This is a genomic window from Winogradskyella sp. A2 (genome assembly GCF_046762865.1).
GTDB lineage: Bacteria > Bacteroidota > Bacteroidia > Flavobacteriales > Flavobacteriaceae > Winogradskyella.
Genome location: NZ_JBKQXM010000001.1, coordinates 282,746 through 307,110 on the forward strand (window position 1 = coordinate 282,746; position 24,365 = coordinate 307,110).

Sequence of the window (24,365 nt, forward strand, 5' to 3'; positions counted from 1 at the left end):
ATGGGAAAGATAACAGGATTTTTAGAGTATGAGCGTCAGAACGAAAGTTATATAGATCCAAAAAAGCGAGTTAAGAATTATAAAGAATTTACGGTTCCGTTAGAGGAAAGTAAACTTAAAAATCAAGGAGCGCGTTGCATGGATTGTGGAATTCCTTTTTGTCACAGTGGTTGTCCTCTAGGCAATCTAATTCCTGACTTTAATGACAAAGTATATAAAGGGAAATGGAAAGAAGCTGCAGAAATATTACATAGAACAAATAATTTCCCTGAATTTACAGGCAGATTATGTCCTGCACCTTGCGAGGAAGCTTGTGTTTTGGGTATAAATGAAGATCCGGTTACTATAGAAAATATAGAAAAAAATATTGTTGAAACGGCCTTTAATGAAGGGTGGATTACAGCTCAACCACCAACGAAAAGGACTGGTAAAACAGCAGCCGTTATTGGGTCAGGACCTGCTGGATTAGCTGCAGCGCAACAATTGAACAGAGCCGGACATAGTGTTACCGTGTTTGAACGAGATGAAAAGATAGGAGGGTTGTTACGCTATGGTATTCCAGATTTTAAAATGGAAAAACATGTTATTGATAGACGTTTAAAAGTATTAGAGGAAGAAGGAATTGAATTTAAGATTAATGCACACGTTGGTGAAAATATTGATGCGAATCAATTAAAAGATGAGTTTGATGCCATTGTATTATGTGGTGGTGCTACTGTAAGAAGAAATATTCCAATACCAGGAGCAGATTTAAATGGTGTTGTTCAGGCAATGGATTTCTTAAAAAAGAACAACCAGTATGTAGATGGATTAAGAGAATTTGAAGATGTTATTTCTGCAAAAGATAAGAATGTTATTGTGATTGGTGGAGGAGATACAGGTTCTGATTGTATTGGTACTTCCAATCGTCATGGTGCAAAAAAAGTAACAAATTTTGAAATTTTAAGTAAACCAACTGAAGGTCGTCCCGTACACCAACCATGGCCATATTGGCCTATGCGGTTAAAAACCTCTTCTTCTCATCAAGAAGGTGCTGAACGTTACTTTAGTGTGTCTACAAAAGAGTTTATCGGTGATAAAAATGGTAATTTAAAAGCTCTAAAAACCGTAGAGGTAGAGTGGATTTTTAATAAAGGTGAAAGGCCACAATTAAAAGAATTACCAGGAACTGAGAAAGAATGGGAATGTGATTTAGCACTGTTAGCATTAGGATTTACTGGCGCTGAAAAAACATTGGCTGATCATTTTGAGTTGGAGATGGATTTTAGAACCAACATTAAAGCGTCAACTAAAGATTATGCCACTAATGTACCGGGAATATTCGTTGCAGGAGATATGAGAAGAGGTCAGTCATTAATAGTTTGGGCCATATCCGAAGGTAGACAAGCGGCACATCACATAGACGCTTATTTAATGGGAGAGTCGTATTTACCTCTTAAGGATAATAGCGATTTACCAAGAGTATAGCTATATTTGTAATACTAAGAGCATGCTACTAGAAAATTATTAGGGTTAGGGCTATTAAGTAACTAGTAGAGTTCGAAAAGCATCTGGAAACAGATGCTTTTTTTATATTGGAAATTTTGCTTTTATTTCTTCTAAGCACAAATTATGAATACTACCTATATGAGTATGTTCTTTACCTAAATCTGGTTTGTAGCTGCCAGACTGCACTTCATCACCAACTTGTTTATATGCATCCCTAAAACTCATACCCTCAACAACAAGGTTATTTATACTATCAACCGTAAAAAGATATTTGTATTTATCATCATTAAGATCAATATCGTTGACAATAATTTGTTTTATTGAATAATTGAAAATATCTAAAATGTCTTTAATACTTTCTATCGCATCAATCATATTTTCTTTCAATAATTGATAATCTCTATGATATCCACTTGGTAAATTATTGGTTATTAATAGCATTTCAGAATGTAGGGCTTGAATTTTGTTGCACTTACCTCTAATTAACTCAAATACATCTGGATTCTTTTTATGGGGCATAATGCTGCTTCCTGTAGTTAATTCATCTGGGAATTTAATAAAGTCAAAATTCTGACTCATATAAAGACAAATATCCATTGCAAATCTCGATAGTGTATTACTTAAACTCCCTAGTGCACTTGCCATTGAGCGTTCACTTTTACCACGACTCAATTGAGCTGCAACAACGTTATATTTTAGTGTCGAAAAATGAAGCTCGTTAGTGGTAACAGATCTATCAATAGGGAAGGAGCTACCGTAACCCGCAGCAGAACCCAAAGGGTTTTGATCTACAATTTTTTTAACTGCATTGATTAAGTGCACATCGTCAATTAATAATTCCGCATAGGCTGAAAACCACAAACCAAAAGAAGATGGCATTGCCACTTGCAAATGTGTATAACCTGGTAAAAGTTTGGATTTATGTAGGTCAGCTAACTCAATTAATGTGTCAAAAAGAGATTTTACTTTTTCATTAATAATGTTTAGACTGTCTTTGTAATACAGTTGTAAAGCCACTAATACTTGATCGTTACGAGACCTTGCAGTATGTATCTTTTTACCAATATCACCTAATTTTTCAGTGAGTTCATGCTCAATTTTTGAATGAATATCCTCAAATGTATCTTCAATTAGTAATTCTCCTTCATCAGCTTTTTTAAACAATAAATTAAGTTCAATCTTTAAACTTTCTAATTCTTCCTCATTAAGAATACCAATTGAATGAAGCATAATGGCATGCGCTATAGAAGCTTGTATATCATATTTGGCAATATGTAAATCTATAACCCTGTCTTTTCCAACAGTGAAGTTTTCTATTTTTTTATCTATTGAAAATCCCTTATCCCAAAGTTTCATAACACATTTTTTAATAATTCAATATATATTTTTACACCTTCTTCAATTTCCTCAATAAAGATGTATTCATCTGCTGTATGTGATCTTGTACTATCACCTGGCCCAAGTTTTAAAGAAGGACAATTCAATGTAGCTTGATCTGACAAAGTTGGAGAACCATAAGTGTCTCTTCCAAGTTCTACGCCAGCTTTCACGAGTTCGTGGTTTTTTGGTATAGAAGACGAATTTAATCTAAGACTTCTTGGTTTAATGACATCACAAGGTGATTTTTTCTTTAGAATCTTAGAGATTTCATCATTACTATATTTATCATTTACACGTACATCAATTACCAAATCTACTTCAGAAGGTACAGCATTATGCTGTTGACCAGCATTTATTTGTGTAACTGTCATTTTAACATCTCCTAAAACAGGAGATTTTCTTTCGAATTGAAAATTCTTGAACCAATTTAAAACATCAATAGTATTATATATGGCATTATTGCCATTTGGATGTGCTGCATGGCTGGCAGTTCCTTTTACTTTAGCGTCAAAAACAACTAGACCTTTTTCGGCAATGGCTAAATGCATTTGTGTAGGTTCACCAACAATTGCCACATCAATTTCAGGAATAATAGATAACATACTGTTTAAGCCATCGGGACCACTACTTTCTTCTTCTGCAGATGCTACTATTATTACATTGTAATTAAGATTCTTTTTTGAATAAAAGTATGTGAAACACGCTAACAAAGAAACTAAGCATCCTCCTGCATCATTACTCCCAAGACCATACAGTTTACCATCTTCAATTATAGCTTTAAAAGGATCTTTGGTATACCCTTTATTTGGTTTTACCGTGTCATGGTGAGAATTTAGCAGCAAGTTTGGTTTAGATTCATCAAAGAACTTATTTGTTGCCCAAACATTGTTTTTGGTTCTCTTATAATCTATATCATGGTTTTTAAACCAAGTTTCTATTAAAAAAGCGGTATTATCTTCTTCAGAAGAGAATGATGGTGTTTCAATCAATTCTTTTAATAATTCTGTAGCTTCTTGGATTAATTTCTTCTTCATTTTACAATAGTTGTATATCCTTTTTTATGTGAAAATAATCTGTCCTGCTTACCGATGCATACCTTAGTGACATTATGGTTAACTGCATTTATACAATTATTTAGTTTTGGTAACATGCCATCTGCAATTATACCTTCGGAGATTAGGTTTTTGTAAGACTTAGTATCTATTTGTTCTATTACGGATTCATCATCTTTGATGTCTTTTAAAACGCCATTTTTTTCAAAACAGTAATAGAGTTCTACTTTGTTGCTGTTAGCAAAACCAATGGCAATTTCTGTAGCTATTGTGTCTGCATTTGTGTTGAGTAATTGGCCTTTTTTATTATGTGTTATCGCACAAAAGACAGGTGTTATATTATTTGAGATTAAAAGCTCTAAGGTTTTGGTGTTTACTTTTATAACATCACCTACAAATCCATAATCAATAGCTTTTACTGGTCTTATATTGGCTTCAATTGTATTTGCGTCTGCACCAGTCAGTCCTATGGCATTGCATTGATTGAATTGCAATTTTGCAACGATAGATTTGTTGATTTTGCCTGCGTATACCATGGTGATGATGTCTAAGGTTGCCTCGTCAGTAATTCTGCGACCATCTTTCATTTTTACAGGGATATCTAATTTTTTAGCCATTTCAGTAGCAATTTTACCACCACCATGTACCAATATTTTTGGACCTTCAATATTAGAAAACAGTTCTAAGAATTTATCTAGACTCTTTTGATCATCAATTATATTTCCACCTATTTTTATAACTTTAATAGTTTCCATTTTACAATTTCTCTAAAATAGTTTTTAATACAATTTGAGCAGCAAATGTTCTATTATTTGCTTGTGGTATTACAATTGACTGATCACTATCTAATACATCGTCATCAACTACTACATTTCGTCTCACTGGTAAACAATGCATAAACTTAGCTTTGCCTAGCTTTTGCCTAGTAATTTTCCAATTGTTATCATGGTTTAGAATTTCACCATAATTGTGATAACTGCTCCAGTTTTTTGCATAGACAAAATCTGCATCTTTTAGTGCTTCATCTTGATTGTAACTAATCTCTGAATCCTTAACTATTTCTGGATTTAATTCATAACCTTTTGGATGTGTAATGGTAAAATCAACATCCATTAACTGCATGGTTTCAATAAACGAATTTGCAACTGCTTGTGGTAATGCTTTAGGATGAGGTGCCCATGTTAAGACAACTTTAGGCTTTTTCTTTTCTGAGAATTCTGAAATTGTTATGGCATCCGTTAAGGATTGTAATGGATGACCCGTAGCACTTTCCATACTTAAAATCGGTACGGTAGCGTATTTCATAAAGCTTTTTAAAATTAACTCGGACTCGTCCTTCTTTTTATCTGTTAATGTTGGGAATGCTCTAATGGCAATAATATCTGCATATTGTGAAATAACATGTGCGGCTTCTTTAATATGTTCAGTAGAATTCATATTCATTACGGTGCCATCTTCAAACTCTAATTTCCAAACATTGCTTATGTCTAATGTCATAACTGACATACCTAAGTTCTTAGCAGCTTTTTCTGTACTTAATCTCGTCCTTAAGCTCGAATTAAAAAACAACATCATTAAGGTTTTGTTTTTACCAATTTTTTGATGTTTAAAGGGATCCATTTTTAGTAAAATAGCATCCTTTATTGTACTTTTTAAATCAGAGATATCATTTATGTGCGTATAGTGTTTCATATTAATTAAGTTCTGCTTGCAATGCATGAATTAAACTGTCTACATGTACTTTCTGAATAGTAAGTGGTGGTAAAATTCTAAGTAGGTTCGGATTTTTAGAGCTTCCTGTAAAAATCTGATGTTTATATATAAGCGTTTTTCTCAATTCTGCGATTGGAAAATCAAATTCTAACCCCAACATTAATCCTCTACCTTTAATTGTTTTTACCTCTGGAATATTACTGAATTTATCTTGAATGTACTGTGAAATTTCTAAAGCATTACCCATCAACTCTTCTTCTTCTAATACCTTTAATACAGCTAATGTTGCAGTGCATGCAAGGTGATTGCCACCAAAGGTCGTGCCCAACAAACCAAATGATGCTTCGATTTTTGGATGTATTAAAATACCACCAACAGGGAATCCATTACCCATACCTTTGGCAATTGAAATAATATCTGGCTGAATATTGTGAGCTTGAAAAGCAAAAAAATCACCTGTTCTACCGAAACCTGATTGCACCTCGTCTGCAATGAGTAAAGTATTATACGTTTTGCAAAGTTTTTCTAATCCTTGATAGAAATCTGTTGTGCTTTGGTCTAAACCACCTACACCTTGAATAAATTCAACAATTATAGCACAAGTCTGGTTGTCTTTTAAAATTTCCTCGACTTTTTTTAAGTCTCCAAGAGCAACAAAATCTACTTGCTGTTGTGCATTAACTGGTGCTATTATTTTCTTATTATCTGTTGCTGCAACTGCAGCAGATGTTCTTCCGTGGAACGAATTATGAAAGGCTAATAGTCTCGATTTATTATTATAAAATGAAGCGAGTTTTATGGCATTTTCATTGGCTTCTGCACCAGAGTTACAAAGGAATAATTGGTAATCAGAACACCCCGAAATTCTATTTAATTTTTTACAGAGTTTATTCTGTAATGGATTTTGAACAGAATTGCTATAAAATCCAATGTTATCAATTTGATTCTTAATTGAATTCACATAATCTGGATGAGAATGGCCTATTGAAATTACCGCATGACCGCCGTATAAATCAAGGTATTTTTTACCATCATCACCATAAACAAAGACATCTTTAGCCTTAACAGGTGTTACCTCGTACAATGGGTATACATTGAATAAACTCATATTTGTTCTTTTTTGATGGTGTTTATTTTCTTAAATGAAGCCACCATTCCTTGTATTAATGAAGAGCTTAAACCTTTATGTTCCATTTCGTTAAGTCCTTCTATGGTACATCCCATTGGCGTGGTAACCTTGTCAATTTCTTCTTCTGGGTGATTACCATTTGTTATTAACAAATTAGCAGCACCTTCTGATGTGTACATAGCCAATTCTTGTGCTTCCTTTGCATCAAAACCTAATTGAATGGCTGCTTGAGTAGTTGCTCTTATTAAACGCATCCAAAAAGCAATGCCACTGGCGCATACAACAGTTGCAGCTTGCATTTGTCCTTCTGGAATTACAATAGAATTCCCTAATCTGTTGAATATTGATATTGCAACTTTTATACGGCTTTTGCCTTTTTCATTACTGCATAAACATGTCATTGATTTACCTACGGCAATAGCAGTATTAGGCATGGCTCTGATTATGAAATTGTCTTTACCAATAATACTTTCGATTTTAGATATTGTAAATCCGGTAATAGTAGAAATGATAACATGATTTTCGTTCAAAAAAGGTTTTATTGAAACCAAAATATCTTCTAGATGCGCTGGTTGTACCGCCAAAATCAATATATCCGAATTTTTTACAGCTTCAGTATTGTCAGTTGTTAGGCTTACATTTTTATAACCTTCAAATTCAGACAGTTCTTCTAAATTCCTTTTTGTAAGACATAAGGTAGTAATGGCATTATTAATTATAAGTCCATTAGCGATTGACTTGCCCAAATTACCTGTTCCTATTATTGCGATTTTCATAATTCTTAACTTTAGAAATAATTAGCTTTTAGTTTTAATCCTTCGGATTCTTCAAATCCAAACATTAGATTCATATTCTGAATAGCCTGACCTGAAGCACCTTTAAGTAAATTGTCTATGATACTGCTTACAAGGAGTTTGTCATTATGTTTATGTAAATGAATAATGCATTTATTAGTATTTACAACCTGCTTAAGATGTATTGGCGACTTTGAAATAACTGTAAATGGTGCATTATTGTAGTAAGTCTCAAAAAGAGAATAAGCATCTTCTAAGCTACCGTTATAATTAGTATATAATGTGGCATAAATACCTCTTGAAAAATTCCCTCTATTCGGCATAAAATAAACATCAGATTCGTAGTTGTCTTGAAGAATGTTTAAGGTCTGATTAATTTCACCTAAGTGTTGATGAGTAAATGGTTTATAATAGGAATAGTTATTATCTCTCCATGTAAAATGAGTTGTTGGAGATAATGAAGTTCCTGCGCCAGTTGCGCCAGTTACTGCATTGATATGTGTGTCGCTTTCTAATGTATTAGCATTAGCCAATGGTAATAAACCAAGTTGAATCGCTGTTGCAAAGCAACCAGGATTAGCAATATGTGTTGCCTTTTTTATATTCTCTTTTTGAAGTTCTGGTAAACCATATACGAATTTTTTTCCTTGAAAAACATGATCTTTTTTAAGTCTAAAATCATTGCTTAGATCAATAATTTTGGTAGTTTTTGAGAATTCAATTTTGGATAAAAAATCTTTGGAATTTCCATGTCCTAGACAAAGAAATAAAACATCGATTTCTTTATTTACGGCAGATGAAAACTTTAGTTCAGTAGAACCAATTAAGTCTTGATGGACTTGATAAACATAGTTGCCAGCGTTTGAAGTACTGTAGATGAAATCGATAGTTACCTCTTTATGATTAAGTAATAATCTTATCAATTCACCAGCAGTATAACCTGCTCCTCCTATAACTCCTGCTTTAATCATATCTCTGAGTTTGTTAGTTGATAAATTTTGTTGGCATTGGCGTTAATTTTAATAAATCCTTTTGCCTCATCTGCAGTCCATCCTTTATTTTCTTCACCGTAACTTCCAAAATTGGTATTCATTAAATCATGTTTGGAAGAAATACCATTTAAGTTAAAATGGTATGGTTTTAATGTTATACTAACTTCTCCTGAAACCATTTTCTGGCTACTCTCTAACATTGCTTCCATGTCTCTCATTACCGGATCTAAATATTGACCCTCATGAAGATGCATTCCATAAAAATTAGAGATATAATCCTTGTGCTGTTGTTGCCATTTCGTTAGTGTATGTTTTTCAAGTAGATGATGAGCTTTTATAATTATTAATGATGCAGCTGCTTCAAATCCAACTCTACCTTTAATTCCAACAATGGTATCACCCACATGAATATCTCTTCCTATGGCATAAGCAGATGCAATATCATTAAGTATTTCTATGTTTTTTTCTGGTATGTTTGTTTTTCCATTAATAGCTACTAGTTCGCCTTTTTCAAATGTTAGTTTTATCTCTTGTTTATCCTCTTTTTCTAATTGCGATGGATAAGCTGATTCTGGCAAAGGAAGCTCAGACGTTAAGGTTTCGGCGCCACCAACACTAGTTCCCCAAAGCCCTTTATTAATTGAATATTTCGCTTTGTTCCAAGACATATCAATTCCATTTGCAACGAGGTAATCAATTTCTTCTTGTCTTGATAATTGCTGGTCTCTTATTGGCGTAATGATTTTTATTTCTGGAGCAAGGGTTTGAAAAATCATGTCAAATCTCACTTGGTCATTACCTGCACCAGTGCTACCATGTGCAATAAATTCTGCGTCTATTTTTTTAGCATATTCTATAATTTCAATAGCCTGTATAATTCGTTCTGCGCTTACTGACAATGGATAGGTATTGTTCTTAAGAACATTACCAAAAACTAAGTATTTAATTACTTTGTTGTAGTAGGATTTAATTGCATCTATATTTTTATAGGTTGAAACACCCATTTTATAAGCATTAGATTCAATCTCCTTGATTTCTTTATCTGTAAAGCCACCTGTATTAACCGAGACAGCATGGACTTCGTAACCAGCTTTACTCAAACTAAGTGCACAATAAGATGTATCTAATCCACCACTATATGCTATGACTAACTTTTTCATTTTTTATCTTTTTTTAAAAGGATAGACTGTTTGATATTTTTTAATCGTGTCCACACTTTTTTATCGTAGTTATGTTTTTGTTCTTTTTTATTCAATTCTTTTGCTGGGTCATAAAGCATCCCAGTACATAAGCACATCTTTTGTTCGGTACGTTGTAAAACATCATAGTTTTTACAAGTTTGGCAACCGTCCCAGAAGCTTTGGTCATCTGTTAGTTCAGAAAAAGTCACAGGCTTATAGCCAAGCTCACTGTTCATTTTCATAACGGCCAAACCAGTAGTTATACTAAATACTTTTGAATCTGGAAATTTCTTTCTAGAATGTTCAAAAACTACTTTTTTTATTTTTTTGGCTAGCCCCATTTTTCTAAAATCAGGATGAACAATTAAACCAGAATTTGCAACGAATTTTCCGTGTCCCCATGATTCGATATAACAGAAGCCTGCAAAATTATCGTCATCTAATGCAATAACGGCATTACCATTTACCATTTTATTAATTATATATTCTGGTTGTCGCTTAGCAATACCAGTACCTCTAACTTGTGCGGCTTCAGCTATTGTTTTACAGATGATCTCTGCGTAAATGCTATGTGATTTGTTTGCAATAACAATTTGCATTGTAATTGAATTTGAATTAAAAACTTTGTTTAGATTTTTGTCTTGAAAGGGAACCGGACTCACCTAAGTTCCATAAATGAACGCATACCCTTACGGGCGACGTGGTGAAAAGCGACGAATCAAAATCTGGTTATCTCCTTGGATAACTGTGATTTGTAATTGATATGTAAAACTTGAATTATGCACAATAAAAAAATGATTAATTAATAGAGGTTTTAGTTACTAATTAGTGTATTAGCGACGGCGATTTCTAGCAGTATTCCCAAAGGGGATGTGTTCTCTATTGATATTAAATTGTACAATCATAAGACTAAACTACATATTATATTTTTATTGGCAATACTATTAAGCAACATTTTACTTAAAATTATGGATTTGAAAATTATTCTTTATCAATATTATGAAAATCACATTGTTAGCCTTCCGTTAAAGGATGTAATCTGTACTTACAAAATTTGAAACTTTAGTGTCTAACAATTCTTTTAAAATTGCATTATTATACTCATTGTCTTTTGATGCGACAAAAGTTCTAATTGAAAATGATCGTAGAGCATCATGAACACTAAGGGTTGCAACCGCAGAGTCCTTTCTTCCAGTAAATGGATATACATCAGGTCCTCTCTGACATGAACTGTTCAGATTTACACGACAAACAAGATTTACTAAGGTATCAATCAAAGGTGCCAACGTTTTAGTGTCTTTACCAAAGAGACTCACTTGCTGGCCGTAATTAGAGGATGCCATATCGTCTAAAGGTTTCTCAATATCTGTAAATGGAATGACAGGTATTACTGGTCCGAATTGTTCTTCCTCATATACTCTCATATCCTTTGTTACTGGGTATAATACAGCAGGGAAAATATAATTGTCTGTTGTTTCGCCACCTTTATTATTAATTATTTTAGCTCCTTTAGAAGTAGCATCATCAATTAATTCTTGGATGTAAGCTGGTTTATCTGGTTCTGGTAGAGGCGTAAGTTTAGCGCCATCTTCCCATGGATTACCAAATTTTAAACTATCTACTTTTTCAGAAAAAAGAGCATTAAATTTTTCAATTATCGCTTCATGAACATATAATACTTTTAATGCCGTACAACGTTGCCCATTAAATGAGGTCGTTCCTGCAATGCATTCATTAATAGCAAGTTCTAAATCTGCATCTGGTAATACTATTGCTGGATTTTTAGCTTCTAATCCTAGCACCATCCTTAAACGGTTACTTTTAGGATGTTCGTTCTGTAATGCGTTTGCCGATTTACTATTACCTATTAATGCCAATACATCTACACGACCATCTCTCATAATTGGAGTTGCAACTGTTCTTCCTCGTCCATAAATAATATTGACAACACCTTTAGGGAAACTACTCTGGAAAGCTTCTAACAATGGAGTAAGTAAAAGAACCCCAAATTTCGCAGGCTTAAATATCGAAGTATTGCCCATCATTAAGGCAGGAATAAGCAAAGCAAACGTTTCATTAAGTGGATAGTTGTATGGTCCTAAACATAGAACAACGCCTAAAGGACCTCGTCTAATATGTGCATGGACGCCATCGTGTTTTTCAAACTTAGCACTATCACGATCCATTTTTTTATAGTCTTCGATGGTATCATAAATGTATTCTACTGTTCTGTCAAACTCCTTTTGTGAATCAGGTAGGTTTTTACCTATTTCCCACATTAAAAGTTTTACTACCTCTTCACGTTTGGTTTTCATTTGTCCAACAAATTTTTCCATACATGAAATCCTGTCAGCTACCTTCATAGTTGGCCACAACCCTTGGCCTTTACCATAGGCTTTTACAGCGGAATCAAGCGCTTCGAGCGCTTCACTTTCTCCTAATGTTGGTATGGTGCCTAATAAAGTTGGTTGATAGTTTTCAGTTGACGAAATGGTAGAATATACTTTTGAAGTATCTCCTGTCCAAGTTTTTAATTCGCCGTTAACTAAGTAAGTATTTTGATTTAATATCTCTTTAATTTGATACTGTTCTGGTATAGTCATTTTAATTTTCTTTAAACTAAGAATTGAAATAAATCGGGTTTATCATTAAGATAATCTCCATAAAAATTATGAAGCTTCATTTTAGTAATTAACGGTTCTAAATCGTCTGGATGTTTTAACTCTAGACCCACTACGGCAACATCATTTTCGCGGTTTGCCTTTTTTGTGTATTCGAAATGAGTAATATCGTCTGTAGGACCTAAAATATCTACAACAAAATCTCTTAAAGCTCCTGTACGTTGTGGGAATTTAACAATGAAGTAATGTTTTAAATTTGCATATAGCAATGCACGTTCTTTAATCTCTGCGGTACGTGTAATATCATTATTGCTTCCGCTAATGACGCAAACTACATTCTTACCTTTTATTTCTTCAGAAAACTGTTCTAACGCACAAAGGCTCAGCGCTCCAGCAGGCTCAACAACTATGGCATCTTTGTTATATAAATCTAAAATAGTCTGACAAATCTTGCCTTCATCTACTTCAACAACACGATGCAAGGTCTCTTTGCAAATCGCAAAATTTAAATCACCAACGCGTTTCACAGCAGCACCATCGACAAAGTTGTCTATTTTATTTAATGTAATATTTCTATTATTTCTAATAGAGTTTAACATTGCAGAAGCACCTTTTGGTTCTACACTAATAATTTTTGTTTGCGGAGATAAAATTTTGAAAGCTGATGACAATCCTGCCGCAAGCCCACCACCACCAACGGGAACAAAAACGTAATGAATAGGATGTTCTTTGGCCTGATCAATAATTTCCAGACCTACAGTTGCTTGCCCTTCAATAACTTTTTCGTCATTAAATGGGTGAATAAAAGTTTTGTTGAGTGATTCAGATTCTTCTAGTGCGGCATGGTAAGCATCATCAAAAGAATCACCCACTAAAATTACATCAATATAATCTTCACCAAACATTTTCACCTGTTCAATTTTTTGATTAGGTGTTGGTGAAGGCATATAAATAGTACCTTTTATTTTTAAAAGCTTGCAGGAAAGAGCTACGCCTTGTGCATGATTTCCTGCACTAGCACAAACAATTTCGTTTTCAGTTTGAGATGCACTTAATGATGAAATCTTATTATAGGCACCACGAATTTTGTAAGAACGGACTTCTTGTAAGTCCTCTCTTTTAAAATATATATTAGCACCAAAATGCTTCGAATACCGTCCATTTTTAGTCAAAGGTGTAACCGATGCAATGCCTTTTAATTTCTCGGCAGCAGCTTCAATTGCCTTTAATGTTGGTCTGTATATCGTTGTGGTTTCTTTCATGTTTCCTGAGATTCTGAATCGTTTTCAGAATGATAAGAATTTATTATGCTAAGACAGAATCTTTAGTTTTCACATCTGATTTTATAACTTTCATTGCTGTCATTGCAGCTCGTAAACGTTGACCTACTGCTTCAATAGGATGATTTCTAATGGCATCGTTCACAGTAATTAGTTCTACATTGTCCACGCCATTGGTATCTGAATATGACTTTCCAATGATATCAGTTTCAACCGTTTTCATAAAATCAGTCAATAATGGTTTACATGCATGGTCAAATAAATAGCAACCATACTCAGCAGTATCAGAAATAACACGATTCATTTCAAATAACTTCTTACGCGCAATAGTATTGGCAATCAATGGTAATTCATGTAATGATTCGTAGTATGCGGAATCTTCAATTATACCTGCGCTAACCATAGTTTCAAAAGCAAGTTCTACACCAGATTTTACGAAAGCTACTAATAATGTTCCATTATCAAAATATTCTTGTTCTGAAATGTGATCTGTTGTTAGAGCCGTTTTTTCAAAGGCTGTTTCACCGGTTGCTTCACGCCATTTCAATAAATTTATATCATCATTAGCCCAATCTTTCATCATAGTGGTTGAAAAATGACCTGAAATAATATCATCCATATGCTTTTCAAATAATGGACGCATTATATCTTTAAGTTCTTCTGATAATTCAAAAGCTTTAATCTTGGCAGGATTAGATAATCTGTCCATCATATTTGTGATGCCACCATGTTTTAACGCTTCCGTAATTGTTTCCCAACCAAACTGAATAAGTTTAGCAGCATAACCAGGCTCGATACCTTCTTCTACCATTTTATCAAATGACAAAATTGCTCCAGTTTGAAGTAAACCGCAAAGAATGGTCTGTTCTCCCATTAAATCAGACTTTACTTCAGCTATAAATGAAGATTCTAAAACACCCGCACGATGACCTCCAGTTGCAACCGCATAAGCTTTTGCTTGGGCCCAGCCTTTACCTTCAGGATCATTCTCTGGATGCACTGCCGTTAACGTTGGTACCCCAAACCCTCTTTTATATTCTTCTCTAACTTCAGTTCCTGGACATTTTGGTGCTACCATGATTACAGTGATATCTTCACGAATCTTAGTGCCTTCTTCTACAATATTAAAACCATGTGAATAGCTCAATGTTGCTCCTTTTTTCATCAACGGCATTACTGCTTTTACAACGTTAGTGTGCTGCTTGTCTGGTGTTAAGTTTAAGACTAAATCTGCTGTAGGAATTAATTCCTCGTATGTACCCACAGTAAATCCGTTAGAGGTTGCATTTTTGTATGAATCGCGCTTTTGATCAATAGCAACTTGGCGTAATGTATACGAAATATCTAAACCAGAATCTCTCATATTTAACCCTTGGTTAAGCCCTTGTGCTCCACAGCCTACAATTACAATTTTCTTTCCTTTTAATGCATCAACGCCATCTTCAAATTCTGAAGCATCCATAAAACGACACTTTCCTAATTGCTCTAATTGTTCTCTTAATGGTAACGTGTTAAAATAATTTGACATGATTTTATTAGTCTTTTAATTAATTTCTTGTAATAATTCTGATATCGCCATTTTTGGTCTAGTTATGGCAATTCGTCCTGAACGAACAAATTGCAACAAACCATATGGTTTTAATTTTTCGTACATATTATCTATATCATCCCTTAAACCAGATGCTTCGATAACAAAATAATTTTCTGTTATTGATATAATATGTGCGCGTCTAAACTTCATTTTATTCTGAATGGTTTCATCATACAAATGTTCTGAAGATATTTTAAATAATGCAGTTTCGTTATATATGATTTCATCTTCTGTATGATAAAAGGCTCTAATAACTTCAATTTGTTTTTCTAACTGCCCAACTACTTTTCGAATTAACGTTTTTGGAACAACTACCACAAACGTGAATCTATAGACGTCATCAATTTCAGATTTTGAAACAATCATACTTTCAATATTTATATGACGTTTTAAAAATATTGCAGATAAACGGTTTAATATCCCTACATTGTTTTCGGTATATACCGAAACCGTAAAATTTTGTTTCACTTCCATACTTATTTTAATCTTATATCTGAAACAGTAGCTCCTGATGGTATCATCGGAAATACATTATCTTCTTTCTCTACGCAAACCTCTAAAAAATAGGCCTCTTTACTTTCTATCATTTCTTTTACTGCATCTGCTAATTCTTCACGTTTTGTAACTTTCCTTGCTTTTATATAATAACCTTCTGCGATGGCTACAAAATTTGGGTTTGTCATTTCTGTTGAAGCGTAGCGTTTATCAAAAAACAATTGTTGCCATTGACGTACCATGCCTAGGAAATCATTATTTAACACAACCACTTTTACTGCTGCCTTTTGCTGAAAAATGGTGCCCAATTCCTGAAGTGTCATTTGGTAACCACCATCACCAGAAATAGAAATGACTTCGCGTTCTGGTGCTGCCATTTTTGCTCCAATTGCTGCAGGAAGACCAAATCCCATGGTTCCTAATCCTCCAGAAGTAATGTTGCTTCTTGTGTTTTTAAATTCCGCATAACGACAAGCAATCATTTGGTGTTGCCCGACATCTGAAACAATTGCCGCTTCTCCGTTAGTTTGCGTATTTATTTCTTTTAAAACTTCACCCATGGTTAACCCTTCTTTGGTTGGATGTAAGTCGTTTTTTATAACTTCATTATATTCAATGGCATATAAATCTTTGAATTTTTGATGCCATTCAGAATGTTTGTTTTCATTCAATAAAGGTAATAGTTGTGTTAAGCTTTCTTTAGAATCACCTAAAACGGCAACATCTGTCATTACATTCTTATCTATTTCTGCAGGATCAATCTCAAAGTGAATAATCTTCGCTTGTTTTGCATAGGTATCTAAATTACCTGTTACACGATCGTCAAATCGCATACCGATAGCGATTAGCACATCACATTCGTTAGTTAATACATTTGGTGCATAATTACCATGCATACCTACCATACCAATATTTAAAGGGTGAGCTGTTGGAATTGCAGAAGCGCCAAGAATTGTCCAGGCAGAAGGAATTCCTGCTTTTTCAATTACGGCTGTTAATTCTTCTTCGGCTCCACCTAGAATGACTCCCTGTCCCCAAACAATCATTGGTTTTTTTGCAGTATTTATTAATTCTGCAGCTTCTTTTACCTTAGAAATGTCAGTATCTGGAACAGCTTTGTAGCTTCTTACCTTTGTACATTTTTTATATTTAAAATCAAACTCTTCAAATTGAGCATCTTTTGTTATGTCTACTAGAACCGGACCAGGACGTCCACTTTGAGCAATATAAAATGCTTTAGCCATGATTTCAGGAATCTCAGACGCCTTTGTGATTTGATAATTCCATTTTGTAACAGGTGTAGAAATACCTACAATATCTGTTTCTTGAAACGCATCGCTACCCAATAAATGAGAACCTACCTGACCTGTAATACAAACCATAGGTGTAGAGTCTATTTGGGCATCTGCTATCCCAGTAATTAAATTGGTCGCTCCTGGACCAGAGGTTGCAATGCAAACTCCTACTTTACCAGAAATACGAGCAAACCCTTGGGCAGCATGTGTGGCTCCTTGTTCATGACGTGTTAAGACATGATGAATTTTATCTTGATACTTATATAATTCGTCATAAACTGGCATAATCGCTCCGCCAGGATATCCGTATAGAATATCAACGCCTTCAGCTAGCAAACATTTTACAACGGCTTCGCTACCAGCTATACGTTCTGTAGTTTCTGTATCTGTAGTTTGACTTTGTATGGTAAGAGTTTCTTTCATATTCTCAGTCTTTTAAAATTCATCAGTTACACATCCTTTAGATGCTGATGATACTGTTTTTGCATATTTATAAAGCACGCCTCTTTCAAACTTCAATTCTGGTGCTTTCCAATGTTGTCTTCTTTTTTGTAATTCTTCTTCAGAAACTTCAACTGAAATTGTATTGGTTTCTGCATCTATAGTAATAATATCTCCGTCTTTTACAAAAGCAATGGTACCTCCTTCTTGCGCTTCGGGTGTGATATGTCCAACGACAAAACCATGAGTTCCCCCTGAGAATCTACCATCAGTAATTAAAGCGACATCTTTTCCTAAACCTGCTCCCATTATTGCGGCAGTAGGTTTAAGCATTTCTGGCATTCCTGGACCTCCTTTTGGACCTTCGTAACGAATAACAACAACATCTCCTTTTTCAACTTTTCCATCTCTTATACCATCATTTGCATCATATTCGCCTTCAAAGACTTTTGCTTTTCCTTTAAAACTTAAGCCTTCTTTTCCGGTTATTTTTGCAACACTACCCTCCTCAGCAAGGTTGCCGTAAAGCATACGTAAATGGCCAGTAGTTTTAATAGGTTCTTCAATTGGTTTTATAACATCTTGGCCTTCGGTTAAATCTTCAACATCTAATAAGTTTTCTGCAAGCGTTTTTCCTGTTACTGTCAGGCATTCACCATGTAACAATCCTTTCTTTAAAAGGTACTTCATTACAGCAGGAATTCCTCCAACCGCATGAACATCCTCCATGAGATATTTACCACTAGGTTTTAAATCTGCCAAGAATGGAGTGTTGTCACTTATATCTTGAAAATCTTTAAGTGTAAAATCAATTTGAGCTGCTCTTGCTATAGCTAGAAAGTGAAGTACAGCGTTAGTAGAACCACCAAGAATAGTTACAAGCCTTACTGCATTTTCAAGCGATTTTCTAGTAATAATATCTGAAGGTTTTATGTCCTTTTCAAGTAACACTCGCATTGCTTCACCTGCCCTTATAGATTCTTGTTTTTTAGAGTCACTCAATGCTGGATTGGAAGAGTTAAAAGGCAAAGCCATTCCTAGCGCTTCAATAGCACTTGCCATAGTATTAGCAGTATACATACCACCACATGCTCCAGCTCCTGGGCAAGCTTTCTCAACTATATTTTGAAATTCATTTTCTGTCATGGTACCAGCAACCTTACTTCCCCATGCTTCAAATGCTGAGACTACATCTAATTTTTTACCATTATGACAACCAGAATCAATGGTGCCACCATAAACTAATATAGACGGTCTATTTAAACGAATCATCGCCATTAAGGCACCAGGCATATTTTTATCACAACCTACAACTGTAACTAAGCCATCATAACTCATCGCTTGTACAACGGTTTCCATAGAGTCTGCAATAACATCTCGAGATGGTAAGGAATATCGCATACCTGGCGTCCCCATTGATATGCCGTCACTTACACCAATAGTGTTGAATATTAACCCAATAACATCTTCGTTTTGTGTACCATTTTTAACAAGTTTTGCCAAGTCATTTAGATGCATATTACAAGGGTTACCTTCATAACCAGTGCTGGCAATTCCTATTATTGGTTTGTTAAAATCTTCTTTGGTTAAACCAATGGCATGCAACATGGCTTGTGCTGCTGGTTGCGTTGGATCTTGAGTAACAGTTTTACTAAATTTATTTAATTGACCCATAGAATCATTTATACATATTGTGATTATCTATGACTAAATTACTTTTTGCACATTCCAAAGCTGATTGAGTTTTTAAATAGTATCTAAAGTCAGAGCACTTTATAAGTTTTTAAGTAACTGATAAACATGTGTTTAAGACTATTTTTATATGATGTTCAAAAGTGTTAATATTTCAATATTTTTTTACGGATTATCAAAAACCTTTAGACGATTTCTGCCGAAATGCTTTTCGGAACCTAAAAAGTGTGTTTTTAATGATAAATAATTATTACTAAATAAAGATTTATATCTTAATGCATTATAAAACAATATGAATCATGGATAAACGAATTTTATTATGGTCAATTACGGCTGCACTTGCAGGTTTTTTATTTGGTTTTGATACAGTTGTAATCTCAGGGGCAGATAAAAAATTACAAGCGCTTTGGCAATCCTCTGATGGGTTTCATGGTTCTGTTGTTATGGCAATGGCATTATGGGGAACTGTTTTTGGAGCGATTTTTGGTGGCATACCTACCAACAGATTAGGTAGAAAAACAACTCTAATATGGATAGGAATATTCTATTTAATTTCGGCAATTGGTTCAGCATTGGTTAATGACCCTTACAGCTTTGCTTTTTTTAGATTTTTAGGTGGTATAGGAGTAGGAGTGTCAACTATTGCAGCACCTGCTTACGTTTCAGAAATATCACCAGCTAAAAACAGAGGAAAGTTAGTAGCCTTATATCAATTTAATATTGTTCTTGGAATATTAATAGCTTTTCTTTCCAATTATTTACTCAGAAATGTTGGTGAAAATGCATGGCGTTGGATGATTGGTGTAGAAGCATTCCCAGCCTTTATTTATACACTTTTAATTTTTACCGTTCCGAAGAGTCCTCGTTGGTTAATTTCTAAACAACGAGAAAGTGAAGCAAAAAAGGTGTTAGGATTAATAGATTCAGATGCGGACGCGGATGAGTTTATTCAGACAGTTAAATATGAGACTGAAAACCAAAGTTCAGGTGAAAATATATTTATGAAGAAATATAGATTCCCTCTTATGTTAGCATTTTTAGTTGCAATGTTCAATCAATTTTCGGGTATTAATGCTTTTTTATATTATGCACCAAGAATTTTTGAAGAAGCTGGGCTTGGAGAAAGTACCGCCTTGTTAAGTAGTATTGGTATTGGTGTTACTAACTTGATATTTACGTTATTAGGTGTATTTTTAATTGACAGATTGGGTAGGAAGGTCCTAATGTATATTGGTTCTATAGGATATATTATTTCATTAAGTCTAGTTTCCATAGCATTTTTTCTTAATTGGGAAGGACTAGCTGTACCGATTTTTTTGTTCCTTTTTATTGCTTCTCATGCTATTGGTCAAGGTGCCATAATATGGGTTTATATTTCTGAAATATTCCCTAATCATTTAAGAGCTAGTGGTCAGTCTTTTGGTACTTCGACGCATTGGATATTAGCGGCAATAATTCCTTCATTAGTTCCAGTTTTGTTTTCATCAATAGGACCAGGGACTGTATTTTTGGTGTTTGCCATAATGATGGTGTTCCAGTTGTTATTCGTGATTTTTATGATGCCTGAAACTAAAGGAATATCACTCGAAGAATTAAGCAAAAAACTTATTAGAAATGATAAATAAATTCAACTTGAAAAAGGGTTATAAATTAAGTCTGATATTACTTTTATTCGTTTGCTTCAGTTGTAAGGAGACCAAGGAAGAACCTTCAAAAGATTTTGTGGTCACAGAAAACCTCAGTGAAGATGAATTAAAGTACCGACCTCTTTATCACTTTACGCCAAAGAATAATTGGATGAACGATCCAAACGGAATGTTTTATCTTAATGGTAAATATCATTTGTATTTTCAGTATTATCCAGAGGATAATGTATGGGGTCCAATGCATTGGGGACATGCAATTAGTGAAGACTTAATCAATTTTAAAGAACAGCCCATTGCCTTATATCCAGATGAGCTGGGACTTATATTTTCTGGAAGTGCTGTGGTAGATTATCATAATACCTCAGGATTTGGTATGGATGGTAAAGTGCCTGTAGTAGCCATTTACACATACCATAATATGGAGGGTGAAAAAAGAGGAGATTTAGATTTTCAGACTCAAGGCATTGCTTACTCATTGGATGAAGGTATGACTTGGGTTAAATACAATGAAAATCCTGTTATTTCAAATCCTGGAATTAAAGATTTTAGAGATCCTAAAGTTATTTGGGATACAAAAACTAAGCGATGGATTATGTCTCTTGCGGCAGGAAATAAAATAATGTTTTATAGTTCTTCTAATTTAAAGGATTGGGATTTTGAGTCTGATTTTGGAGAAGAGAAAGGCGAACATGGTGGTGTTTGGGAATGCCCAGATTTATTTCCAATTAAGGTAGAAGGCAGTGAAGAATATAAATGGGTTTTACTAGTAAGTATCAATCCATCTGGACCAAACGGAGGCAGTGCAACACAATACTTTATTGGTGATTTTGACGGTCAACATTTTGTGCTCGATGATAATTTTTCTAAGCAATTAGATCAATATAATTCAATTTGGTTAGATTATGGTAGGGATAATTATGCTGGAGTAACCTGGTCTAATATTCCTATGATAGATGGTAGAAAATTATTTATTGGTTGGATGTCTAATTGGGATTATGCCAGAGATGTCCCAACCTATAAATGGCGAAGCACTATGACAATTCCAAGAGAATTGAATCTAATAAGAAATGATGAGCAATATACTTTATTAAACCAACCCGTAAAGGAACTGAATAATTTTATTTCAAGGAAGATTGAAAAAGATATGTTAAGTAGTGGTGAAGAATTATCAAATATCTTAAATGAAAGAGATATTGACTTCAATAAATTGAATCTTAAATTTCAATTAAAAGGACTGGGAGAGAATGAATATCGGTTTGTTTTTAATAATAATTCTGATTCGCTAATAATTGGTATAAATAATTTAACTAAGACTCTTTTTCTTGATAGAACAAAATCTGGAAAGGTTGAATTTTCCGAGAAATTTGCGTCTCACATTTCAAAAGTTAATTTGCCTGAACCACTTGAAAAAGTTAAAGTTCAAATTCTTTTAGATAAAACCTCCGTAGAAGTATTTGTTAATGATGGAGCAATTGTTTTGACCGAATTGTTTTTTCCTAAAGAACCATTTGATGAATTCTTTATTGAAAGTGAAGACTCTGAGTTTAAAATTAGTAATGTTGAGATTGCAGAGTTAAAATTTGATTAATTGTGAATAAGATAGTTTGTTTTGGTGAAGTTTTATGGGATGTTTTTCCAACACTGAAAAAAGTTGGTGGTGCACCCTTAAACGTTGCATTAAGACTTAGTTCTTTTGGAAATGACGTTGCTATGATTAGTAGTGTAGGTAATGATAAAGATGGTGAGCAGCTGTTGCGGTTTATTGAAAACAACGAGATACATACAGAAGGTATTCAGGTAAGCAATAAGTATAAGACAAGTCAGGTTTTGGTTTCTTTAGATAATGGTGGTTCTGCATCTTATAAAATAAAACAGCCCTGTGCTTGGGACGCAATAGAATATTCGGACATATTAGAATCAATTACTGAAGAATCGGAGGTATTTGTATACGGAAGTCTTGCTTCTCGCATGGAAACATCTAAAACTACACTATTAAAATTAATGCCCTTTGCAAGATTTAAAGTCTTTGATGTAAATTTAAGAAAGCCTCATTTTAATATAGAAAGAATAATGAAGTTAATGATGCATGCTGATCTAATTAAGTTTAATGACGAAGAACTATTTGAAATATGTGATTACCTAAAATTCAGATCAGAATCAATTGAGAGTCTTTGTAGTTATATCTCAAAGCAAACAAACACAAACCATATTTGTGTCACTTTAGGTGATAAGGGTGCTATTTATTTTAAGAATAATAAAGTATTTAGTAATACTGGCTATAAAGTTGAGGTTAGGGATACCGTTGGTGCTGGAGATTCATTTTTGGCCACTTTTATTAATGGTTTAATTAATCACCATGGTGAACAAATGTCATTAGATTTAGCATGCGCTGTAGGTGCTTTGGTTGCATCAAAGGAGGGAGCAAATCCTATAATTGAACAATCTGAAATTGACAGTCTTATAGAGTCTTAAATTGTTTTAAGTTGAGTTTCGCAAAATTAGTTGCGTATCTATTGTTATTGTTTCATGTTTAAAAGGTATTCCTTTTTGTTTGCTCTCTATTTCATTAAATAATAATTCAACACATTTTTCACCTGTTTCATAGGCATTCTGTTCTACAGAAGATAAAGAAGGAGTTATTACAGAAGACATAAACCAATTACTAAATCCAAATACTGCAATTTCCTCTGGTATTTTTATATTTTTCTCATTTAAATAATTAATGACACCAATCGCATTTAAATCAGTAATGGTATAAATAGCATCGACATTGGCCTTGTCTTCTTCTATTAATTTTTTTGCATTTGCATAACCTTCATCAAAATTTGCAATAGGGCTTGAGTAAACAAGAGATGAATCGTATTTTATTCCATTATCCTCCAAGGCCTTTTTATATCCTAAAAAACGATCGATGGAATTTTGAGGATTTAAATCTCCTCTAAAATAAGCTATGCGTTTATAACCTTTATTAATTAAATGTGTTACTACATCGTAGGACGCTTTAATATCATTGATGATTACTTTAGAGCATTTTAAGAGTTTTGTAATCTTATCAAAAAGCACAAGTGGTGTACCATAATCTATTACTCTTTGTAGGTACTGAAAATCTTTTGTTCTATTTGAAAGCGAAATTAATATTCCATCGACACCTTTATCTAATAGTAGTTTAATTTGTTTTTTTTCAAGTTCGTGGTCCTCGTTAGATTGCATTATTATAACCATATAACCTTTTTTTTCAGATTCCTTTAAAATTGCATCTAATATGCTCGAAAAATAATAATGAACCATACTAGGAATAATTACTCCAATTGTTTTAGATTCTTTACTTCTCAAACTTTGAGCAAATGTATTAGGAGTGAAATTTAAGGACTGAGCCAAATCAATAACACTTTTCTTTGTTTTTGCACTAACATCCGGATAATTTTTAAGTGCTTTTGAAACAGTAGAAATTGAGATCCCAAGAGTTTCAGCAATTTGTTTTAAAGTGGGTTTTTTCATTTTAAGTATCGATTCTGTAACAAAATCAGGGGATTTTGAAAATCTAAAAATAAGGTAAAACCGAAAACTTTCGAAAA

General features: G+C 33.7%; 20 protein-coding genes. 4 read left to right on the plus strand and 16 right to left on the minus strand.

From position 1 onward, the window contains the following. Positions 1 to 1,467 carry a glutamate synthase subunit beta gene (locus ACFWV9_RS01220; RefSeq protein ID WP_411893408.1) on the plus strand — a complete coding sequence of 489 codons (1,467 nt, stop codon included), beginning with the start codon at positions 1 to 3 and terminating at the stop codon, positions 1,465 to 1,467. 102 nt (positions 1,468 to 1,569) lie between these two features. On the opposite strand, the gene argH is transcribed toward ACFWV9_RS01220, so the two are convergent. From argH to ilvD, 15 genes are all read right to left on the minus strand, one after another. After that, on the minus strand, positions 1,570 to 2,844 hold the full coding sequence (gene argH / locus ACFWV9_RS01225; protein ID WP_411893409.1) for an argininosuccinate lyase: 1,275 nt from the start codon (positions 2,842 to 2,844) through the stop codon (positions 1,570 to 1,572). Next, positions 2,841 to 3,902 (minus strand): M20 family metallo-hydrolase, encoded by a 1,062-nt coding sequence (locus ACFWV9_RS01230; RefSeq protein ID WP_411893410.1) that lies wholly within the window; start codon positions 3,900 to 3,902, stop codon positions 2,841 to 2,843. Before ACFWV9_RS01230 ends, argH begins: the two co-directional genes overlap by 4 nt. Next, positions 3,899 to 4,675, minus strand: a complete 777-nt coding sequence (gene argB / locus ACFWV9_RS01235) for an acetylglutamate kinase (RefSeq protein ID WP_411893411.1) — start codon at positions 4,673 to 4,675, stop codon at positions 3,899 to 3,901. The genes ACFWV9_RS01230 and argB overlap by 4 nt, the downstream gene beginning before the upstream one ends. A gap of 1 nt (position 4,676) precedes the next feature. Further along, a complete protein-coding gene (locus ACFWV9_RS01240) occupies positions 4,677 to 5,612 on the minus strand; it encodes an acetylornithine carbamoyltransferase (protein WP_411893412.1) in 936 nt (311 codons plus the stop codon). A gap of 1 nt (position 5,613) precedes the next feature. Beyond that, positions 5,614 to 6,741, minus strand: a complete 1,128-nt coding sequence (locus ACFWV9_RS01245; RefSeq protein ID WP_411893413.1) for an aspartate aminotransferase family protein — start codon at positions 6,739 to 6,741, stop codon at positions 5,614 to 5,616. Beyond that, complete coding sequence (gene proC / locus ACFWV9_RS01250) at positions 6,738 to 7,538, minus strand: pyrroline-5-carboxylate reductase (protein WP_411893414.1); 801 nt, start codon at positions 7,536 to 7,538, stop codon at positions 6,738 to 6,740. Before proC ends, ACFWV9_RS01245 begins: the two co-directional genes overlap by 4 nt. Before the next feature lie 11 nt (positions 7,539 to 7,549). Beyond that, entirely contained in the window at positions 7,550 to 8,527 is a 978-nt protein-coding gene (gene argC / locus ACFWV9_RS01255) for an N-acetyl-gamma-glutamyl-phosphate reductase (RefSeq protein WP_411893415.1), read from the minus strand. Continuing rightward, on the minus strand, positions 8,524 to 9,708 hold the full coding sequence (locus ACFWV9_RS01260; protein WP_411893416.1) for an argininosuccinate synthase: 1,185 nt from the start codon (positions 9,706 to 9,708) through the stop codon (positions 8,524 to 8,526). The genes argC and ACFWV9_RS01260 overlap by 4 nt, the downstream gene beginning before the upstream one ends. Next, positions 9,705 to 10,328: a GNAT family N-acetyltransferase gene (locus tag ACFWV9_RS01265; RefSeq protein ID WP_411893417.1), complete on the minus strand. Its 624-nt coding sequence runs from the start codon at positions 10,326 to 10,328 to the stop codon at positions 9,705 to 9,707. Before ACFWV9_RS01265 ends, ACFWV9_RS01260 begins: the two co-directional genes overlap by 4 nt. Before the next feature lie 426 nt (positions 10,329 to 10,754). Next, entirely contained in the window at positions 10,755 to 12,332 is a 1,578-nt protein-coding gene (locus tag ACFWV9_RS01270) for an NADP-dependent glyceraldehyde-3-phosphate dehydrogenase (protein WP_411893418.1), read from the minus strand. Positions 12,333 to 12,343: 11 nt separating this feature from the next. Further along, positions 12,344 to 13,612, minus strand: coding sequence for a threonine ammonia-lyase (gene ilvA, locus ACFWV9_RS01275; RefSeq protein WP_411893419.1), 1,269 nt, complete (start codon positions 13,610 to 13,612; stop codon positions 12,344 to 12,346). A 43-nt stretch (positions 13,613 to 13,655) separates the two neighbouring features. Beyond that, a complete protein-coding gene (gene ilvC, locus ACFWV9_RS01280) occupies positions 13,656 to 15,158 on the minus strand; it encodes a ketol-acid reductoisomerase (RefSeq protein WP_411893420.1) in 1,503 nt (500 codons plus the stop codon). 15 nt (positions 15,159 to 15,173) lie between these two features. After that, positions 15,174 to 15,695, minus strand: a complete 522-nt coding sequence (ilvN, locus tag ACFWV9_RS01285; RefSeq protein ID WP_411893421.1) for an acetolactate synthase small subunit — start codon at positions 15,693 to 15,695, stop codon at positions 15,174 to 15,176. A gap of 2 nt (positions 15,696 to 15,697) precedes the next feature. Further along, positions 15,698 to 17,434, minus strand: coding sequence for a biosynthetic-type acetolactate synthase large subunit (gene ilvB, locus ACFWV9_RS01290; RefSeq protein ID WP_411893422.1), 1,737 nt, complete (start codon positions 17,432 to 17,434; stop codon positions 15,698 to 15,700). 12 nt (positions 17,435 to 17,446) lie between these two features. Then, positions 17,447 to 19,126, minus strand: coding sequence for a dihydroxy-acid dehydratase (gene ilvD / locus ACFWV9_RS01295; protein ID WP_411893423.1), 1,680 nt, complete (start codon positions 19,124 to 19,126; stop codon positions 17,447 to 17,449). Between the two features lie 317 nt (positions 19,127 to 19,443). Here ilvD and ACFWV9_RS01300 point away from each other — a divergent pair, with 317 nt between their 5' ends. The 3 genes from ACFWV9_RS01300 to ACFWV9_RS01310 are packed head-to-tail and all read left to right on the plus strand — an operon-like array spanning position 19,444 to position 23,262. Beyond that, the gene (locus tag ACFWV9_RS01300) at positions 19,444 to 20,769 is read left to right on the plus strand and encodes a sugar porter family MFS transporter (RefSeq protein ID WP_411893424.1); all 1,326 of its coding nucleotides are present in this window, start codon (positions 19,444 to 19,446) and stop codon (positions 20,767 to 20,769) included. Then, positions 20,759 to 22,378, plus strand: coding sequence for a glycoside hydrolase family 32 protein (locus ACFWV9_RS01305; protein ID WP_411893425.1), 1,620 nt, complete (start codon positions 20,759 to 20,761; stop codon positions 22,376 to 22,378). Before ACFWV9_RS01300 ends, ACFWV9_RS01305 begins: the two co-directional genes overlap by 11 nt. A 2-nt stretch (positions 22,379 to 22,380) precedes the next feature. Further along, positions 22,381 to 23,262 carry a carbohydrate kinase family protein gene (locus ACFWV9_RS01310; protein ID WP_411893426.1) on the plus strand — a complete coding sequence of 294 codons (882 nt, stop codon included), beginning with the start codon at positions 22,381 to 22,383 and terminating at the stop codon, positions 23,260 to 23,262. A 6-nt stretch (positions 23,263 to 23,268) separates the two neighbouring features. Here the strand turns inward: ACFWV9_RS01310 and ACFWV9_RS01315 are convergent, their stop codons facing one another. Next, a complete protein-coding gene (locus ACFWV9_RS01315) occupies positions 23,269 to 24,288 on the minus strand; it encodes a LacI family DNA-binding transcriptional regulator (protein ID WP_411893427.1) in 1,020 nt (339 codons plus the stop codon). Positions 24,289 to 24,365 lie beyond the last annotated feature (77 nt).